This window comes from Salinimicrobium tongyeongense (genome assembly GCF_026109735.1).
Classification (GTDB): Bacteria; Bacteroidota; Bacteroidia; order Flavobacteriales; family Flavobacteriaceae; genus Salinimicrobium; species Salinimicrobium tongyeongense.
In genome coordinates this window covers 162,166-180,989 of the sequence record NZ_CP069620.1, presented here as the reverse complement: position 1 = coordinate 180,989, position 18,824 = coordinate 162,166, and the positions used below count along the sequence as shown (strand labels likewise).

Annotated in this window: 18 protein-coding genes; 4 read left to right on the top strand and 14 right to left on the bottom strand. The window is 43.6% G+C overall.

Annotation, left to right across the window (positions count from 1 at the left end; all coding sequences use genetic code 11):
* Positions 1–11: 11 nt before the first annotated feature.
* Positions 12–791 carry a non-homologous end joining protein Ku gene (ku, locus tag JRG66_RS00765; RefSeq protein WP_265163827.1) on the top strand — a complete coding sequence of 260 codons (780 nt, stop codon included), beginning with the start codon at positions 12–14 and terminating at the stop codon, positions 789–791.
* Entirely contained in the window at positions 792–3,215 is a 2,424-nt protein-coding gene (gene ligD / locus JRG66_RS00760) for a DNA ligase D (protein ID WP_265163826.1), read from the top strand.
* On the opposite strand, the gene JRG66_RS00755 is transcribed toward ligD, so the two are convergent.
* Entirely contained in the window at positions 3,212–4,279 is a 1,068-nt protein-coding gene (locus tag JRG66_RS00755; protein WP_265163825.1) for a helix-turn-helix domain-containing protein, read from the bottom strand. The genes ligD and JRG66_RS00755 overlap by 4 nt on opposite strands.
* A 433-nt stretch (positions 4,280–4,712) precedes the next feature.
* Between JRG66_RS00755 and JRG66_RS00750 the strand changes: the two genes are divergently transcribed.
* A complete protein-coding gene (locus JRG66_RS00750; protein WP_265163824.1) occupies positions 4,713–5,342 on the top strand; it encodes an NAD(P)H-dependent oxidoreductase in 630 nt (209 codons plus the stop codon).
* Here JRG66_RS00750 and ribB read toward each other — a convergent pair.
* From ribB to JRG66_RS00685, 13 genes are all read right to left on the bottom strand, one after another.
* Complete coding sequence (ribB, locus tag JRG66_RS00745) at positions 5,339–6,475, bottom strand: 3,4-dihydroxy-2-butanone-4-phosphate synthase (RefSeq protein WP_265163823.1); 1,137 nt, start codon at positions 6,473–6,475, stop codon at positions 5,339–5,341. The two genes, JRG66_RS00750 and ribB, sit on opposite strands and share 4 nt — an antisense overlap.
* A gap of 30 nt (positions 6,476–6,505) precedes the next feature.
* Positions 6,506–7,957 (bottom strand): LptF/LptG family permease, encoded by a 1,452-nt coding sequence (locus tag JRG66_RS00740; protein WP_265163822.1) that lies wholly within the window; start codon positions 7,955–7,957, stop codon positions 6,506–6,508.
* Between the two features lie 4 nt (positions 7,958–7,961).
* A complete protein-coding gene (gene lolA1 / locus JRG66_RS00735; RefSeq protein WP_265163821.1) occupies positions 7,962–8,606 on the bottom strand; it encodes an outer membrane lipoprotein periplasmic chaperone LolA1 in 645 nt (214 codons plus the stop codon).
* A gap of 17 nt (positions 8,607–8,623) precedes the next feature.
* The gene (locus JRG66_RS00730; protein WP_265163820.1) at positions 8,624–11,005 is read right to left on the bottom strand and encodes an FtsK/SpoIIIE family DNA translocase; all 2,382 of its coding nucleotides are present in this window, start codon (positions 11,003–11,005) and stop codon (positions 8,624–8,626) included.
* Positions 11,006–11,223: 218 nt separating this feature from the next.
* Positions 11,224–11,592 carry a diacylglycerol kinase gene (locus JRG66_RS00725; protein WP_265163819.1) on the bottom strand — a complete coding sequence of 123 codons (369 nt, stop codon included), beginning with the start codon at positions 11,590–11,592 and terminating at the stop codon, positions 11,224–11,226.
* Positions 11,592–12,092, bottom strand: a complete 501-nt coding sequence (tpx, locus tag JRG66_RS00720) for a thiol peroxidase (protein WP_265163818.1) — start codon at positions 12,090–12,092, stop codon at positions 11,592–11,594. The genes JRG66_RS00725 and tpx overlap by 1 nt, the downstream gene beginning before the upstream one ends.
* A 128-nt stretch (positions 12,093–12,220) precedes the next feature.
* Positions 12,221–12,469: a DUF6952 family protein gene (locus JRG66_RS00715; protein ID WP_265163817.1), complete on the bottom strand. Its 249-nt coding sequence runs from the start codon at positions 12,467–12,469 to the stop codon at positions 12,221–12,223.
* Positions 12,450–12,761: a thioredoxin family protein gene (locus JRG66_RS00710; RefSeq protein ID WP_265163816.1), complete on the bottom strand. Its 312-nt coding sequence runs from the start codon at positions 12,759–12,761 to the stop codon at positions 12,450–12,452. The genes JRG66_RS00715 and JRG66_RS00710 overlap by 20 nt, the downstream gene beginning before the upstream one ends.
* Positions 12,762–12,774: 13 nt before the next feature.
* Complete coding sequence (locus tag JRG66_RS00705; RefSeq protein ID WP_265163815.1) at positions 12,775–13,413, bottom strand: peroxiredoxin; 639 nt, start codon at positions 13,411–13,413, stop codon at positions 12,775–12,777.
* A gap of 140 nt (positions 13,414–13,553) precedes the next feature.
* Positions 13,554–15,035 carry a Na+/H+ antiporter NhaC gene (gene nhaC, locus JRG66_RS00700; protein WP_265163814.1) on the bottom strand — a complete coding sequence of 494 codons (1,482 nt, stop codon included), beginning with the start codon at positions 15,033–15,035 and terminating at the stop codon, positions 13,554–13,556.
* A 201-nt stretch (positions 15,036–15,236) separates the two neighbouring features.
* Positions 15,237–15,935 (bottom strand): purine-nucleoside phosphorylase, encoded by a 699-nt coding sequence (gene deoD, locus JRG66_RS00695; RefSeq protein ID WP_265163813.1) that lies wholly within the window; start codon positions 15,933–15,935, stop codon positions 15,237–15,239.
* Positions 15,932–16,582, bottom strand: a complete 651-nt coding sequence (deoC, locus tag JRG66_RS00690) for a deoxyribose-phosphate aldolase (RefSeq protein WP_265165476.1) — start codon at positions 16,580–16,582, stop codon at positions 15,932–15,934. The genes deoD and deoC overlap by 4 nt, the downstream gene beginning before the upstream one ends.
* Positions 16,583–16,836: 254 nt before the next feature.
* The gene (locus tag JRG66_RS00685) at positions 16,837–18,039 is read right to left on the bottom strand and encodes an aminotransferase class V-fold PLP-dependent enzyme (RefSeq protein WP_265163811.1); all 1,203 of its coding nucleotides are present in this window, start codon (positions 18,037–18,039) and stop codon (positions 16,837–16,839) included.
* Between the two features lie 159 nt (positions 18,040–18,198).
* Between JRG66_RS00685 and JRG66_RS00680 the strand changes: the two genes are divergently transcribed.
* The gene (locus tag JRG66_RS00680) at positions 18,199–18,657 is read left to right on the top strand and encodes an Lrp/AsnC family transcriptional regulator (protein WP_265165475.1); all 459 of its coding nucleotides are present in this window, start codon (positions 18,199–18,201) and stop codon (positions 18,655–18,657) included.
* Positions 18,658–18,824 lie beyond the last annotated feature (167 nt).

The following is an 18,824-nucleotide window of genomic DNA, read 5'->3' as shown; positions in this document are numbered from 1 at the left end:
ACTCTTCAAATATGAGGTCAATTTGGAACGGCTCAATAAGTTTTGGCCTGGTCACTATTCCTATTAAAATGTATTCGGGCAGCGAAGAAAGAAAGCTGGACCTTGATATGCTCGACAAAAATGACCATGCCCGAATCCGGTACAAGAGAGTGAACGAAGTGACAGGGGAAGAAGTGGCCTGGAAAGATATTGTGAAAGGGTACCGGCAGGACGATTCTTACATAGTGCTTGAAAAAGAAGATTTTGACAAGGCCAATATGAAGAAATCGCGCACCATAGATATTGAAGAGTTTATTGAAGAACAGGATGTGGCCGATGTGCTGTTCAAAAAGCCGTACTTCCTGGAGCCACAAAAAGACGGTGAGAAATCTTATAACCTGCTGAAGGCTGCACTAAAGGAAACCGGGAAACTTGGGGTGGCCACTTTTGTGATGCGCGCCAAAGAAAACCTTAGCCTGGTGGGCGTGTACAAAGATGCCCTTGTGCTGCACGTGATTAGGTTTGCTGATGAAATACGTGACCCCACCGAGCTCAAACTTCCAGATACCAAAGTTTCAAAAAAGGAGATCGATATGGCCAAATCTCTAATTGAACAATACACTGAAGAATTCGATTTCGAGAAATATAAAGATGTTTACAACGATCAGCTTCTTAAAATTATCAAGGCCAAAACCGGAGGCAAGAAAGCGAAAGTTGAAAAATTTGAATCAAAAGCCACCCCGGCGACCGATCTTATGGCGCAGTTAAAGGCCAGTCTTGATAAGAAGAAGAAAAAAAGTAAAGCTTCCTAAATGGCACTCGACGAGTACATCAAGAAAAGGGATTTTCAGAAAACCCCCGAACCCGATGCTGCCTATGAAAAGCACAAGGGAAAACTGCGATTTGTAATTCAGCGGCACCGGGCAACCCGCCTGCATTACGACTTGCGCCTTGAAATGGAAGGTGTTTTAAAGAGCTGGGCCGTACCCAAAGGGCCGTCTATGAACCCTGATGATAAGCGGCTGGCGATCATGACCGAAGACCACCCCATAAAATACCTCAGTTTTAAGGGCACCATTCCCAAAGGAAATTATGGGGCAGGGGAGATGAGCATTTGGGATGAAGGCACTTACGAGGCTGCAGGTGGCGAAGGAGAAAGAGACCTTCTTAAAATGCTGAAAAAAGGCGATCTTAAAATTACCTTTTTTGGCACCAAAGTAAAGGGGACTTTTGCCCTTGTGCATACCCGCAGAGGCGGGGAAAAAGACAATCAGTGGCTGCTTATCAAGAAGGCTGATGATTTTTCTACAGACCTGAGTTATGATGCCGAAAACCTGAGCGAACACGCCGGCCGGGAAAAAGTAAAACATCTTGAGGTCAATAAACTGATCAAACCCATGCTTGCCACCAGGGCAAAGGAGATCTTCAATAAAGCCAACTGGATTTTTGAATTAAAGTGGGATGGTTACCGGGCTTTGGCCAGTATCCAAAAAGGCAAAGTAGACCTGTACTCCAGGAACGGGATCTCGTTCAAAGCCAAATTCAAGGAAATTTACGAACAGCTTAAGAATATTCCGCATGATGTGGTGCTCGACGGGGAGATCGTGGCCCTTGACAAGAGCGGAAAACCGGTTTTTCAAAAGCTTCAGAATTACCAGAAGGCACCTTCGGGAGAATTGAGGTATTATGTGTTTGACCTGTTGCACCTAAACGGCCACAACATTATGCACCTGCCACTTTTAGAAAGGAAAAGCCTAATTCCGGAGGTGGTAGAAGACATTCCGCAGGTATATTACTGCGACCATGTAGAGAGCATGGGAAAAGCCTTTTTTGAGCAGGCTGTGGAAATGGGCATGGAAGGTGTGATCGCCAAAAAAGCCGATTCGCAGTACATTCCCGCTTCGAGAAGTGATAAGTGGCTGAAGATAAAAGCCTTTGAAAGCCAGGAGGCATTGATTTGCGGGTATACACAATCGGATAAAGGAGGGGCGTTTGGTTCTTTGATTTTGGGGATGCACCGCGATGAGGAGCTTGTTTATATTGGGAACTGCGGAACGGGCTTTAGTGAAGATGATAAAAAGGAACTTTTCGACAAATTTCAGGATGTGGTGACTGAAGCCATGCCTTTTAAAAAGAAGCCTTCCTTAAAAGGACGCACGCCCACCTGGCTTATCCCGGAATTGATCTGCGAAATCAATTTTTCTGAATGGACACGGAGCGGACACATGAGGCACCCTTCGTTTAAAGGCCTGCGGATGGATAAACTTCCGCAGGAAGTTACCAAAGAGAAAACGGCAAAGGTGCCCAGGCACAAACCTGTGGCAAAAAAAGAAGAAAACACGCTGGAAATTGGAGGAATTGCAGTGCCTATAAGCAACCTCGACAAGGTGTACTGGCCAAAATCGGGCCTCAGAAAATACGACCTCATTGAATATTACCTGAAAATAAGTGAGGCAATTTTGCCCTTTTTGAGGGACAGGCCACAGAATTTGCACCGGCACCCCAACGGCATACTCGAAGAAGGGTTCTACCAAAAAGATACGGCGGGTATCTTTCCGCATTGGCTGGAATCGACCAAGGTATTTTCTAAGCACAACAATCGCGAACTGGAATATATTATGTGCCAGAATGAAGCCAGTCTTATCTACATGGCGAACCTGGGATGTATAGAAATCAATCCGTGGAATTCGAGGGTTCAGAACCTGCTTCATCCCGATTTTACCGTGATTGACATAGACCCTTCAGAAAAGAACACTTTTGAAGAGGTGATAGAAGTTGCCCAGGCTGCAAAAGAAGTGCTGGACAAAGCTAAAATAGCGAGTTACCCCAAGACTTCAGGTTCTAGTGGGATCCATATTTACATTCCGCTGGGCGCGAAATACACTTATGATGAAGCCCGCGATTTTACTAAGATCCTGTGTTATTTTATTCAGGAAAAACTCCCCGATCTCACTTCGATGGAGCGGAATGTGAAAAAAAGGAAAGGCAAAATTTACCTGGATTTTCTTCAAAACCGAAAGGGGCAGACCCTTGCCGCCCCTTATTGTGCCCGGCCAAAACCCGGCGCAACGGTTTCGGCCCCGCTTGAATGGCATGAAGTGCAAGCCGGACTTGACATGAGAGACTTTACGATTAAGACCATGCCGGCCAGGATTGAAGAGAAGCCAGATCTCTTTAAACCCGTGTTGGGAAAGGGAATTGACATTGAGAAAGCTATTGAAGCGCTTTCAGGTTAGTTCTTCCCCATATTTTCATATTCCTCCTCGTTTTCATCACTGTCTTCACTTTCGTTGAACTTGTTGTTCAGGAAATATTTGGGGCTTACCCCGTACTTTTCTTTAAAGATCTTGGAAAAGTAGCTACGGTTGTTAAGGCCAATCTGGCCCACGATCTGTGAAATATTATGATCTGATTCGCTAAGCATTTCTTTGGCAGCTTCAAGTTTTACCTGCTGTACATACTTGTTCACCGTAAGGTTGAACATGTATTTAAAGCCTTCCTGAAGTTTGTTGACATTGGTGCCAACTTCCTTGGCCAGTTCATCTACAGAGTAGTTCTTGTTGAGATCCTGGTTTATGATATCTATGGCCCTTTTTACCTTTTCTACATCACTTCTTCGCAGCAGCGTAGATTTGCTGCCGTTCTGTTGATCGTCTATGTACTGGCTTATTTGTTTGGTGAGCATTTCATAAGCTTTACCTTCAAGAAAGATGAATCGCAAAAAGCCAGTGTGTTCTTTTTTTGCAATGGCTTCAACGATATCGGCGGCTTGTATGCTGTAATTTCCCTGGTAATAGAACAGTTCACGGGCCACGTCGTCTTTGAACAACTGCTCCAGTCTTGGATCAATATCCTTATATCCAAAATTCTTTCTTTTGTTGAATTCTGCCCTTATGATCTCCAGGCTAAAAACGTGCGAGGTCTCATTTGCTTTAAAATAGAGCACATGGCCGTTGTACCCGCTGCTGGAAACAATCACGTTTTGATAGGTGTTGATGGTATGAACATCTTCATTTTCTTCAAAAGCGTGATTTACACGGCCTTCAGAACAGAAAATAAACTTTAAGGGATGAGTTTGATTAATGGTAAAGTGGATCTCCATATCCTTAAAAAAGGTGACATTGTACTCTATGATCCCCAGACCCGAATCAAAGCTGGTGCCTCGAATGAATCCCTGCCCTAGTTTTTCGGGCAGATCTATGGTTAGTTCTCCGGCATCCTTTTTTACCGGGGTCTTGAATTGTTTTGATAAGCTTTCAATGATCTCTTCAACAGGAAGAGCTTTTACAAAAATTTCCATGTTTTGAAAATATTTTAATTTTCTTTCCTCCTATTTTTATAGCTGTATTTAAGGCTCTTACTTTTAGAAAGGAGTGAAACATTTATCTTAAATTTATTTTATTTTTCAAAATAGTCTCCCCAAAGTTGTGTTATAAATTGCATATGTTGTGCTAATAACGGTAATCTTTAACAGTGCTTTAGGTTACTTTTGGGATTTGGATTCAAAAAGACTCCGCAAAACCTTGCTCTATGGCATTATTTTATTTGATTTTAGGATTGGAAATCCTGGTAGTTTTAGGAGTGAGTGTTTTTTTGATCCGTAAAGTCTATCATTTGTACCGCGATAAGCGGGAGCGCAAGCGCGACTAACACTAATCCTTTCTTTTTTCTTAGCGGAAATTCTTCATTTGCAGCCTCTGTTTGTGGGGCGTATCTTTGTGAAAACTTTTGATATGGAAAGTATAGATGCGCTGAAATGGCGGTATGCAGCAAAAAAATTTGATCCTGAAAAATTACTTCCTTCAGAAAAGGTAGAGGTCTTAAAAAGGGCTTTTAACCTTACTGCTACTTCTTACGGTTTACAGCCCCTTAAATTAATGGTGGTTCAGAATAAGGAGATTCAGGAAAAGCTGATGAAAGCCTCTTATCATCAAAAGCAGGTGAACACAGCTTCTCATGTGCTGGTGATATGTATTGAGCGCAGCGTGAACAAGGCTTTTATAGAAAATTATTTTAAGACCGTACAAGATATTAGAGAAACGCCAGACGAAATCCTTCATCCCTTCAAAGAATCTCTGATAGGAGATTTTGAACAAAAACCTGTAGATGAAGTGAAGATATGGGCGACACACCAGGCATACCTTGTTCTTGGAACTCTGCTTACTGTTTGTGCAGCTGAAAAAATCGATTCCTGCCCCATGGAAGGATTCCAGCCAAATGAATACGACAGGATCCTGGAACTTGAAAAATATGGGCTTGAGGCTGTACTTGTACTGCCGGTAGGTTACCGGGCAGACGATGATTTTTTTGCTTCCCTGAAAAAGGTGAGAAGGCCGCTTGAAGAAACTATCATTGAGCTTTAGTAGTTCACGTATTCAATAATCTCGAGGCCGTAACCTATCATTCCCACGCGTTTGGTTTGTCGTGTATTTGATAAGAGTCTGAGTTTGTGAATTTCCAGATCGTGAAGGATCTGGGCTCCAATTCCAAAGTCTTTTGAATCCATTACCAGTGGCGGTGCTTTCATTTCCTCTTTTTTCTGAAGATCTTTTAACTCCCCAAGTCTTTTTAGCAAATTGAGGGACTGGCTTTCTTGATTAATAAACACAATAGCGCCTTTACCTTCTTCATTGATAGCCTTGAACATGTAGTCAAGCTTTTTATCGGCGTTGTTGGTTAGGGTGCCTAAAATGTCATTATTGACCAGCGTTGAATTCATGCGCACCAGTACCGGATCTGATGATTTCCATGCCCCTTTGGTAAGGGCGATGTGAACCTGCTTATTGGTGGTTTGCTGATAAGCTCTCAGCCTGAAAATTCCGAAGCGGGTATTAATGTCAAAATCCTCTTTTTTGATAATTAGGGAATCGTGCTGCATTCTGTAGGCCACCAAATCTTCAATGGAAACCACCTTCAGATCAAATTTTTTGGCAACTTCAAGGAGCTGCGGAAGGCGGGCCATAGAGCCGTCTTCATTCATGATCTCCACAATTACCCCTGCGGGAGGAAAACCTGCGAGCCTTGCAAAATCTATGGCGGCTTCGGTGTGGCCTGTACGCCTTAACACGCCTCCTTCTTTTGCTTTAAGCGGAAAAATATGTCCGGGACGGCTAAGGTCAAAAGGTCTGGTCTCGGGGTCAATAAGGGCTTTTATTGTCTCTGCCCTGTCTGAAGCTGATATGCCAGTGGTCACTCCCTTTCCTTTAAGATCTACAGAAATGGTAAAAGCGGTTTCCATAGGGTCTGTACTGTTGCCAACCATCATTTCAAGCTGTAGCTCTTTACAGCGTTTTTCGGTAATGGGAGCGCAAATGAGACCGCGGCCGTGAGTGGCCATGAAGTTGATCATTTGGGGAGTCACTCTGGAAGCTGCAGCCAGAAAATCCCCTTCATTTTCCCGATCTTCATCATCAACAACAATGATCACCTTACCGGCTCTAATATCATCAATAGCTTCTTTTATACTGTGTAACTGGAAGGAGTTTTCCTTGGTCATAACTGTGGAGTATTATCGCCCGCAAAGATATTAATCCTTTTCGGAACGACCCATGATGTGCGCTTTTTTAAGCAGCTTCTTAATAGGCTCAAAGAGAATGCTAAAGCTGAATAATCCCTGATCTGTAGTTGCTCTATAGGTGAGAAATATACCTAGGGGGAGCATGATAAGGGTAGAAAGCCAAGTTCCCAAAAATGGGCTTATTTGTCCTTCCTCGGCACTGTTCTTGGCAAAGATCCCAATAAAGTGATAAGAGAGGAACAGGAGTATGGCTATAACCATGGGTAAACCCATTCCTCCTTTTCTGATAATAGCCCCCAGGGGAGCACCAACAAAGAAAAGAATGATACAGGCAATACCAAGTACGTATTTTTCATGCAGGGCAATCTCAAATTTATTGAGGCGTTTTGAAGCCTGAACAAGTTCTGTGCGCTTGCCGGTAACAGTGACCAGGGCACCGTTCACGTTGCCCAGCGCCAGATTCACGATTTGTGAAGCTTCATGGGTTTCATACAGCGGCAAAATACCTGTTTCGGGTGCAATGACCGTATCTTCTGTGGCAGTGGTCTCTCTTTTTAAGTTCTCAACTCCCGTGCGGCTGTACATGTTTCGTGAAAAAGCCGCCAGCTCTTCATTGTAAGAAGTAGAAAAGGAATCTATGGTGCGGTTTAATTCTGATATCTTGAGCATATCGTGGGAGTTGCTGTAGCTCTCCTCGTCAAGATCTATGTCGTTAAAACCTGAAAGATCCATGTTGATCACGTACTCTTCAAAATAGCTTTTTGCGAAAGGTTTTTTGGTACGGTCTCGGGGAGAATCGGGAATGATCTCATCGTAATAGTTCCCATCCTTCAGGATCAAACTTAAAACATTTGAGCCGGTGCTTCCTACCAGTTCCCCTTCCGTAGCTTTAATTACGGTGTAGTTTCCGGGGCGTCGCTCGTTCTTTTTATGAATAATTACATCGTTAAGGTATTGCCCGCGTTCCCCTGTTTTTTCTTCCACTTTGATATTGATCTGGCCCAGGTCGTTAAAAACACCTTCAGAAATAGCCATTGCGGGTTTTAGCTGTGCGATGTTCCTTCTCAGGTTAATCGACTTGTACTCGGCTGCGGGAATAACGTTGTTGGAAAAGAAAAATGCGGTGACACTCACCAGCAAGATGAAAAATGTAAGCGGCCGCATGGCGCGTTGTAACGAAATTCCTGCCGACTTCATGGCGGCGAATTCATAATTTTCGGCAAAACTCCCAAAGGTCATGATGGAAGTGAGCAAAATGGTAAGCGGCAGTACCAGCGGTACAAGCTTGGGACTAAAATAAAGTAGGAATTTGAAGATGATCTCTGCATCGAGATCTTTCCCTGCCAGCTCCCCAATGTACAGCCAGATGGTTTGTAATACAAAAATGAACATGAGTATTACAAAAACCGAAAAGAAAGTTTTTAAGTAACTGGTAAGTATGTACCTGTCTAGTATTTTCAATTACTTAGTCTAACCTGTTAATATAGTAATCTTTATACCTGCTTTCCTTAAACTGGAACAGTGACTGGGGCAGGGGTTGATTGGTCTTAAAGCTGTTCACCGTGATTGTGATCTTTGTACCGTTATCCTGGGTTTGGATCATATTGTAGATATGCTTTGTCTGCTTGTCAATTCCAAGGTGAATTTCCCTGATCTCTGCGTTGGAGTCTATGGGGGTAAGCTTTACATACTGAATTTTACGCCCTTTAAGATCCTGTACCGGCCCCATTTCGGTTTTATAGCCGTCGTTGTAGAAAGTCAGCATTTTAGACGGACTAATATCCTGATCGTCTTCCGGATTATGAGAAGAAATGTTGATCTCTTCATCTTCGGGGATTATGGTGTACAGTTTTGAACCGTCAAAGAGGCGGGTGGTACCCATAATGTTTAGCAGGTATTTCTCACCTTCAAGGCTAACATCGCCGCGGGTTTCGTGTTTTACATTTTCGGCAGTGTTCTCAAGGCCATATTTGAACTCGATAACAATGTTGTCATAAGCTTCCACTTTCGAGGAAACCTCATTGAGCAATTGTTTGGCTTCTTTAGACGACTGGGCATTACCAGCCAAAAAAGTCATCATTGCCGCTACTACTAAAACTAATTTTTTCATTTTTTTATATGCTTATACTATTCTCCATTCAACAGTTGGTTCAGGCCTTCAATATCCTGCACCAGTACTTGTCGTGCCTTGCTGCCCTCAAAGGGTCCCACGACTCCGGCTGCCTCCAGTTGATCAATGATCCTACCTGCGCGGTTGTACCCCAGTTTAAGTTTTCTCTGGAGTAAAGATGCCGATCCCTGTTGTGCAATTACAATGACTTCGGCAGCTTCGCGGAAGAGGTTGTCCCGGTCGCCAACATCAATATCAAGAGATGTGCCACTTTCCTCTCCGCTGTATTCGGGTAGGTGGTAAGCATCGGCATAGGCTTTTTGGGAACCAATGAATTCGGTTATTTTATCTACTTCGGGAGTATCTACAAAGGCGCATTGTAGCCTGAGCAGGGTGTTGCCCTGGGTGAACAGCATGTCCCCTTTTCCAATAAGCTGGTCGGCACCCTGGCTGTCGAGAATAGTACGCGAATCTATCTTTGAAGTTACCCTGAAGGCAATACGCGCCGGGAAGTTCGCCTTGATGATCCCGGTTATTACGTTTACCGAAGGCCGCTGGGTGGCAATGATCAAATGAATGCCAATTGCCCGTGCCAGCTGGGCCAGCCTGGCTATGGGAGCTTCAACTTCCTTCCCGGCGGTCATGATGAGGTCGGCAAATTCATCTACCACCAGTACAATGTAGGGTAAAAACTTGTGCCCGTTCTCGGGGTTGAGCTTCCGGGCTTTGAACTTGGCGTTGTATTCCTTGATGTTCCTTACCATGGCATCCTTTAGCAGCTCATAGCGGTTGTCCATTTCAATACAAAGCGAGTTTAGGGTGTTGATCACCTTGGTGTTGTCGGTAATGATCGCTTCATCGGTGTCGGGGAGCTTGGCAAGGTAGTGCCTCTCTATTTTGTTAAAGAGCGTTAATTCTACCTTTTTTGGATCTACCAGAATAAATTTCACCTCTGCAGGATGCTTGCTGTAAAGCAGCGAAGTAAGAATCGCATTAAGGCCAACCGACTTTCCCTGGCCTGTAGCTCCTGCCATAAGCAGGTGAGGCATTTTTGCCAGGTCAACCACAAAGGTCTCATTGGAGATGGTCTTTCCCAAAGCCATGGGTAGTTCCATTTCGGCATTCTGAAAGCGGGGAGAGGCTATTACACTTCTCATGGATACCATGGTAGAATTCTTGTTTGGCACCTCGATACCAATAGTCCCCTTGCCAGGAATAGGAGCAATGATCCTTATCCCCAGGGCCGAAAGCGAAAGCGCAATATCATCTTCAAGGCTCTTGATCTTCGAAATCCTGATTCCTGCTTCGGGAATGATCTCGTACAAAGTAACTGTTGGGCCTACTGTTGCCTTTATTTGGGCAATGTCTATTTTGTAATTTTTGAGGGTATCTACAATCCGGTTCTTGTTTTCCTCGAGTTCTTCCTGGTTAATGGTGATTCCGCCGCCATTGGCATTGTGGTCTTTAAGAAGTTCAATGGTGGGGAACTGGTAATTCTTTAGTTCAAGGGTTGGGTCGAATTCGCCGTAATCTTCTACAAGTTTGCGGCTCAAATTATCGTCAAGCTCTTCTTCTTCATGCGCTGTTTCCACTTCCATCGCCACATCATCGGGGTTTTCTTCTGAACGTATCACGACCTTTTCGGGAGTGGGGGCTGGAGGTGTTGGTTTTTCAACTTCAGGTGCAACGGGCTTTGGCTCTGCCTCCTGTTTAGGTTGGGGTGCCGGTTTAATTTCTTCTGAAGTTGCTTTTGAACCAAATTCTTCAGAAACAGAAGAAGAGGCCTGGAAATCTTCAGAAATATTCTTTTTTGTTCTTCGGAAAGCTGAAATTAATTTCTCGGGAGTTACTTTCAGCCTGATGACCAGGTATACCACAAACAAAAATGACAGGAGCAGCACTGTACCTGTAAAGCCGAGGTAATCCTGAAGGTAATCGTTCATTTCATAACCCACGGTACCGCCAAGCAGGGCGTTCGATTCAGCAAAAAAACCGAGGAAAACCGAAACCCAGATCATCACCAGAAGCCCCCAGAACCAGAACCGGAACAAAGCTTTTTTGTTAAGGCTCATAAAATAGTAGATCCCGGTGGTAATGGTGAGAAAAGCAAAGGCAAAGGCTGCAATCCCAAAGCCTTCATAGATAAAGAAGTTGCTTATGGCGGCTCCAAACTTGCTGAGGAGGTTTTTTGTTTCCAACTCGCGGTTGTCAAGCTGGGAGAGCGTACTTTGATCTACCTGCCAGTTAAAAAGAAAGGAGGTAAAGGCGATTAACAGCGCCAGCCCGAAAAAAATCAAAAAGCTTCCCAACAGCACCTTTCCCTTAGGGGAAAGCCTTAACGAGGACTTCGAAAAAGAGGATTTTGAAGAAGATTTTTTGACAGCTTTTCTTTTAGCCATGGTGGAACTGAAGGTTTGGGCGCAAAAATACAAATTAGTGCCAGCTAATATAAAGAAAAGGTGAAATCTATTTCAAAGAAGTTTCGTTATGGGCAGGAAGTAGGGATAAGCCCTGCTTTAAAGCAGGCACCGGAAAAAAGTTTCTCAAAAATGGCATTTTTGGAAGGGATGGAGCCCGGCAAAAAGCTGTTTTTTGAGATTTTATAAGCCGGGAAGTTTCAAACGGTATAGAAGATATAGGGAATATAAATAATGAGCCCAATAATCACGGCTGCTACGGCTGCAAAGAAGACTGCGCCTGCGGCAACATCTTTAATGCGCCCAATTTTCACATGATAATCTGCATGCACAAAGTCGGCTATATTTTCGATGGCGGTGTTTACACCTTCGGTAGCCATTACCAGCCCAATGGCAAAGATCTGCATGATCCATTCGGTAGAGGTAATTTCAAAGAAAAAACCGGCAATGGTCATGATCACGGCGATAACAAACTGCACCTGGATGCTGGGTTCATGGCGAAGTAGCAGCCACGCACCCTTCATTGCATAACCACCTCCCTTAATTCGGCCGGTGATGAAATTATACATTACAATAAAGGTTTAAGAGCTTCAAGATAGTTAGGCTCATCTTCAATTTTATCTACCTGTTCGGTATGCAGGATCTTTCCGTTCTCATCGAGCACAATAACCACGCGGGACAACAATCCTTCCATAGGGCCGTCTATGATCTCGAGGCCGTAATCTTTTCCGAAGTTGCGTTCCCTGAAGTCTGAAAGGTTTATTCCGTTAGAAATGTCATTAGCCGAACTAAATCTTTCCTGGGCAAAAGGCAGGTCGCGAGAAATATTCAAAACCACCACATTGTTAAGATCGGCAGCGCGTTGACTAAAATTATTTACCGAAGTAGCGCAAACATTGGTGTCTATGCTGGGAAATATGTTCATGATCACGCGTTTTCCTTTAAAATCCTGAAGGGTAGCCACGCTCAAATCAGATTTTAAAAGTTCAAAATGTGGAGCTCTTTCCCCCTTTTCGGGAAGGTGGCCATAGGTAGTAATAGGTTTTCCTTTGTGCGTTATTTGTGACATATCGAGGTTTCTTGGGTTGAGCTACTAAAATTAAAATTTTAGGGATGGTATTTTACTAAAATTGTCATAAAACAAAAAGGCTGCCTCAAAAACACGAGGCAGCCTTTATTTACTGGTATAGTACCGGTCTATTTATCTATAGAACTCAACACTTTTTGCATGAAGTTGTTTGCCGCATCTCTTTCGGGCATACCTTCATCGATCATGTTTTGAACTTCAAGAGCACCGCAAATGTTGCTGATCAACTCGCCCACCACGTCCATTTCGGCTTCACTTACCGACCTGTGGTCGCAGAATGATTCCAAAACTTCAAGTGTGTTTTCAAGTTTTTCTTTTTCGTTGTTCTTTTGCAGGTGTCTAATTACTGGTAACTTCATTAACTAGGTCTTTTAAAAGTTCAAATTTGTTGGTTTGCACCTGGTTTACAAATGCCCCGTTTTTAAAAGTGGCAAAAGTGGGCAGATTGTCTACTTTGGCCATTTTCCTGGATTCAGGATTTTTTTCGGCATCAACCAGGAGAAAAGTCGCGTTTTCATTTTCGGCAGCAAGTTTTTTGAACTTGGGCTTCATCACCCTGCAGTTACCGCACCATCCGGCCATGTACTGTACAACTACAGTGTCATTTTCGGCAACTACTTCCGCCAAATTATCTTCAGTCAATTCTCTCATTGTAATGCGTTTTTTAGTTAGAGCTTAGGTAAGATGCAACTCCTTCACGGTTTGCATTCATGGCATCTTTTCCTTCTTCCCAGTTTGCAGGACAAACCTCACCTTTTTCCTGTACGTGAGTGTAAGCATCAATCAAACGGATGAATTCTTTTACGTTTCTACCAAGTGGCATGTGGTTGATACCTTCGTGGAATACTGTTCCTTCTTCGTCGATTAGGTAAGTAGCACGATAGGTTACGTTGTCGCCTTCTACAGTGTAGATACCTGTTTCTTCGTTATAGCTCTCGTTTGTTATGTCAAGAATGCCCAGCTGGTTAGCAAGGTTCCTGTTTGAATCGGCAAGGATAGGATAAGTAACACCTTCAATACCTCCGTCATCTTTTGGAGTGTTTAACCATGCAAAGTGAACTTCGGGAGTGTCACATGAAGCTCCAATGACCATTACATTTCTTTTTTCAAAGTCGGCCAGGGCTTCCTGAAATGCGTGTAGCTCTGTAGGGCAAACAAAGGTGAAATCTTTTGGGTACCAGAAAAGCAAAACTTTTTTACCGTTTTTCTTTGCTTCTTCGAATACGTTGATCTTAAAAGTATCACCTAAGTCGTTCATAGCGTTTACTTCTAAGTTTGGAAATTTTTTTCCTACTAATGCCATAGTATTTTTAGTTTTTATTATTGATTTAATTCGGGTGCAAAGATAAAAACAAAGAGCGGCCCTACTAAGGCCGCAAATCTTTATTTTTTATTTTGTTATAGGTTTTTCTAATGCTATTATTCTTTCGGTATAACCTATTGTTATTGAGCTGCTGCATTGCCAGCCAGCTCTCTTATTTTAATATTGAAAGCTGCATAAAACAAGGTCATGAACGGGCTTAGGTAGTTAAAGATCGCATAGACGAAATAAGAAGCTACCGGCACGCCAAGAACCCCACTGTGGTAGGCACCACAGGTATTCCATGGAATAAGTACCGAAGTGACCGTACCCGAGTCTTCTAACGAGCGGCTTAAATTTTCGGGAGCCAGGCCTTTGTCGCGGTAAGCCTTGGCAAACATTTTTCCGGGTACTACAATAGCCAAATACTGGTCAGATGCTGTGGCGTTAAGGGTAATACAGCTAAAGACGGTACTGGCAAAAAGGCCAAAAGTGGTGTGGAACAGGTTAAGCAGGGCTTTACTTATAGTTGCAAGAGCGCCAATGGCGTCCATGATCCCACCAAAGACCATGGCGCAGATGATAAGCCAGATGGTTCCCAGCATTCCATACATTCCTCCCGAAGAGAACAGGTCGTTGAGCTGTGCATTATCGGTAATGATTTCAGTGTCAATGGTGATGGCATTCATTAAGCCAACGTATGCAGCTTCAAAAGAGAGGGTCTCATAGCCTGATACTGCGGTTACCACTTCGGGCTGAAAGATCACCGCGGCGGCAGCGCCCAGTAAAGTTCCTAACAGTAAAGCGATAAGCGGAGAGGTCTTCATAACAATAAGAACGATCACCAGCACCGGTACGGCAAAAAGCCAGGGGCTAATATTAAATGCACTGTCTATAGATGCCAGGATCGCACTGGTATCTGCGGTACCCGAAGGTTCTACGCTAAAGCCCAGAATGGTGAAAACAATAAGGGTGACCACAATGGTGGGCACCGTGGTAAGGGTCATATACCTTATGTGCGTGAACAAATCTGTTCCGGCCATGGCAGGAGCCAGGTTGGTAGTGTCACTAAGAGGTGACATCTTATCCCCAAAATATGCTCCCGAAAGAATGGCACCGGCCGTCATTCCTACCGAAATCCCCAGGGCTTCGGCAATTCCTATCAGTGCTATTCCCACTGTTGCCGAAGTAGTCCAGCTACTTCCCGTGGCTACCGAGATCACCGAACAAATGACTACTGTTGCCGCCAAAAATATTGTGGGATTGAGAATCTGCAACCCGTAATAGATCATGGTGGGGATAATTCCACTAATGAGCCAGGTGCCGGCGAGAGACCCTACCATGAGCAGGATAAGAATTGCGCCCGTAGTAGATTTAATATTGTTGGCCACCTCTTCGATCATAGTGTCAAAAGAGACTTTGTTGAACATCCCCACTATAGCTGCAACGGCAGCTCCCAGGAGAAGGATGAACTGGTTTGACCCGCCCAGGGAATCGTCTCCGTATACAAAAACATTATACGCCAGCATTCCTACCAGGGCAAAAACCGGAAATAAAGCTTCCCAGATATTCAACTCACGATTTTCAAGAACTTTTGTGTCTTTAATGAATTTTTCGTCTTCCATTTAAGGGGTGTAAAATTTTGAATGCGTAATGTTACGATTTTTCGATAAAAGTCAAAAGGTGAGACTTCAATACTTGACTTTCAAAATGCCTTTTTGAACAGAAAAAACTATTTTGTACAACTTCTAAACATTCTTAGGTAGAAATAAAAAAGCGGAAACTTCATGCTGAAATTTCCGCTTCTGTTCAAATATTGAGAAAACCTATCCTAATTCGAGGGCGATCTCCACCATACCTTTAAAAGTGCTTTCGCGCTCTTCGGTAGTGGTTTTTTCCTTAGTCACCAGAGAGTCAGAAATTGTGAGCAGGGAAAGGGCATTTACACCGTGTTTAGCGGCGATGGTATACAGGCCTGAGGATTCCATCTCTACACAAAGCACCCCAAAATTTGACCACATTTGATAAGATTCAAATTCATCGGCATAGAATTCATCGCTGGTAAGCACGTTTCCTGCCTTTACCTCGATCTTCTTCTCTTTAGCCTTTTCAATTGCCTGCTGAAAAAGGCTGAAACTTGCCGTAGGTGCAAAATCGGCTCCCTGGAACCTGTACTGGTTTATTCCTGAAGTAGATGAAGCCGCCATCGCAATAACGATATCGCGAAGCTTCACACTTTTTTGATAAGATCCGGCGCTGCCTACCCTAATGAGGTTTTTTACGCCAAACTCATTGATGAGTTCGTGAGCGTAGATCGATATTGAAGGTACCCCCATCCCGGTGCCCTGTACCGAAATTCTTCGGCCTTTATAGGTTCCCGTGTACCCAAACATGTTGCGTACCTGGTTGTAACATTTTGCATCTTCTAGATAAGTTTCTGCGATCCATTTTGCTCTTAAGGGATCTCCCGGTAATAGTACTGTTTCTGCTATATCGCCTTTGTTGGCGCCAATGTGTATGCTCATTTTTTTAATTCCTTTACAATTGATACTCCCGAAGAAGTTCCTATTCTATCAACACCTGCTTCAATGAAAGACAATGCGGTGTCAAGATTCTTAATTCCGCCCGAAGCCTTTAATTTTGCTTTCCCGTCTACAGCATTCCTCATTAGTTCTATATTCTCGAGCCGGGCACCGTCATTGCCAAATCCGGTAGAGGTTTTTACAAAATCGGCTTTTGCTTTAACCGCAATTTCGCTGGCCAAAACTATTTCCTGTGGGGTGAGGTAACAGGTTTCAATGATCACCTTAAGAACCATATCGCCTGTGGCCTTTTTAATTTCAGCAATTTCTTCTTCAACTTTCTTGAAGTTCTTCGATTTCAGTTCCCCAATGTTGATCACCATATCGACCTCTTCAGCGCCATCTTTTAGAGCTTGTTGGGTCTCGAAGACTTTAGCTTCGGTAGACATGGCCCCTAAGGGAAAACCTACCACGGTACAAACTTTTACATCAGTTCCTTCAAGTTCCTTTTTTGCAAGGGGCACAAAACTGCTGTTCACGCAAACCGAGAAAAAACTGTACTCTTTAGCTTCTTTACACAGCGCAACAACATCTTCTTTGGTAGCAGTTGCTTTAAGGATGGTGTGATCTATGTACTTGTTGATTTCAATCATGAATATTTATTTAATACAAAAATGTGACTATTATACGGTCTTACATATGATTTGGGTCACCGCCGGGAGCAACCTGTCTCACCGGCAAAACCTCACAAATATAAAGATTCAATCTCGCTTTGTGGGCAATTGTTGATAAAATATAGGCTTCCAAAAATGGCATTTTTGGAAGCCTGTTATGGAAGCTCTTTTTGAAAATATTTACTTCGGAAGTATGCTGAAATTTATTTTTTTCTGCTCTTTCCGAAGGTTTATTTCAGGATGCCAATCTTTTCCATGCATTTGCGCATCATCTGGTAGGTGCGCTCAATGTCATTGTCCAGACCAATAGAAAATCGGATAATTCCGTCTGATAGTCCCATTTCTTTTTGTTCTTCTTCAGGAATTTCCGAAGAAGTTGAAGTTCCGGGCGCACTAAAGAGGGTTTTGTAGAACCCGAGGCTTACTGCAAGGTAACCCAGGTTTTTTTCCTGCATCATTTCCATAAGCGCATTGGCTTTGTCAAGGGAACCGGCATCTACCACCAGCATCCCGCCAAAACCATACTCCTCGTTCATCATGCTTTTGTACATTTCATGTCCCGGATGGCTTTTTAGGCCGGGATAGACAGTTCTAAGACCGTCCTGCTCAAATTTTTCAGCAAGAAAAAGGGCGTTATGGCTATGTTGCTTCATCCTGATGTGCAGGGTGCGCAGGTTCTTTAAAATAGAAGCAGCCCGCATAGAATCCATGGTTGGGCCCAGCAGCATGCTGGCGCCATCGTTCACGCTTCGCAGTTCGTTGATGAATTCCTGGGTTCCGCAAACCACGCCGCCAACCGTGTCGCTGGAGCCGTTAATGAACTTGGTGAGGCTGTGAATCACCACATCGGCACCCATGGTTGCAGGGGAGATGGCCAGTGGCGAAAAAGTATTGTCTACCACGAATTTAAGGCCGTGTTTTTTTGCTATTTCTGAAAGTCCTTTTAGGTCGGCCACCTCCAGTAACGGGTTGCTCACGGCTTCGCAGTAAATGACTTTTGTGTTCTCATTAATTGCGGCTTCTACCTTTTCAAGATCGGTTATGTCAACAAAGGAAGTGTTGATGTTAAGGCGGGGTGCGAAATTCTTGAGAAAGGCATAAGTTCCGCCATAAATGGTGCGGCTTGAAATAATGTAGTCTCCTGCCTGGCACAGTTGAAGTAAAACCGGGGTGATGGCGCCCATGCCACTAGCTGCCACATTTGCAGCCTCGGTGCCTTCCATAGCCGCAAGGGCTTCGCCTAAATAAAGGTTGGAAGGGGAGGAGTGCCGTGAATAAAGATAACAACCTTCGGCGTTGCCTTCAAAGGTGTCAAACATGGTTTTTGCTGAAAGGAAGGTGTAAGTAGAAGAATCGGAAATGCTGGGGTTTACCCCTCCAAATTCCCCGAAATATTGCAGGTCCTGTATCTTATCTGCCGGTTTGAATTTCATGACTTAATGATTTTTAATTCCTTTCAAAGGAAAGAAGTTTTGGAAATAAAATCAATGATAGTCCTCATATATAGAATATTTATCTGTCAAAAATGGCATTTTCAGATATTATTTCTAATATATTTGCTGAAGTTCACTTTTTCAGGAAAAAATTACGGAATGATCACCGACAATACCGATAAAAAACTGCTGGCCCTGCTGCAGGAAAATTCCAAAAAAACCAATAAAGAACTGGCCGGTAAACTGGGTCTTTCAGTAACGGCTGTGTATGAACGTATTCGAAAACTCGAGCGCGCCGGGGTAATTTCAAAGTATGTTGCCCTTGTGAGGCCAGATAAAGTTGATCGTGCTTTTACCGCTTTTTGCCAAATCAAGCTGGTACAGCATACCAAGGCGAACATTACCGGTTTTGAAAGGGAGGTGAAAGAACTTTCTGAAGTGCTTGAAGTTTTTCACGTGAGCGGCGAGTATGATTATATTCTCAAGGTCATGGTGAGGGATATGGATGCCTACCGCGAGTTTATGCTTAACAAGCTCACTACACTGCAACACATTGGCAGCACCCAAAGTACCTTTGTGATTAGCCCGGTAAAGAACACCACCGAGTTAAGTGTTTGAGGTTCAATGTTTAAAGTTCAATGTTTAATGTTCAAAGTTCAAGGTTCAGGAGCCAAATTTTCCTTATTTAATATCTAATATCTCATATCTCACATCTCACATCTCAAAAAAACCAGCCTTTTCATTTGTCATTAATAGTCGTACTTTTGTTATTCTTGTAAAAACTC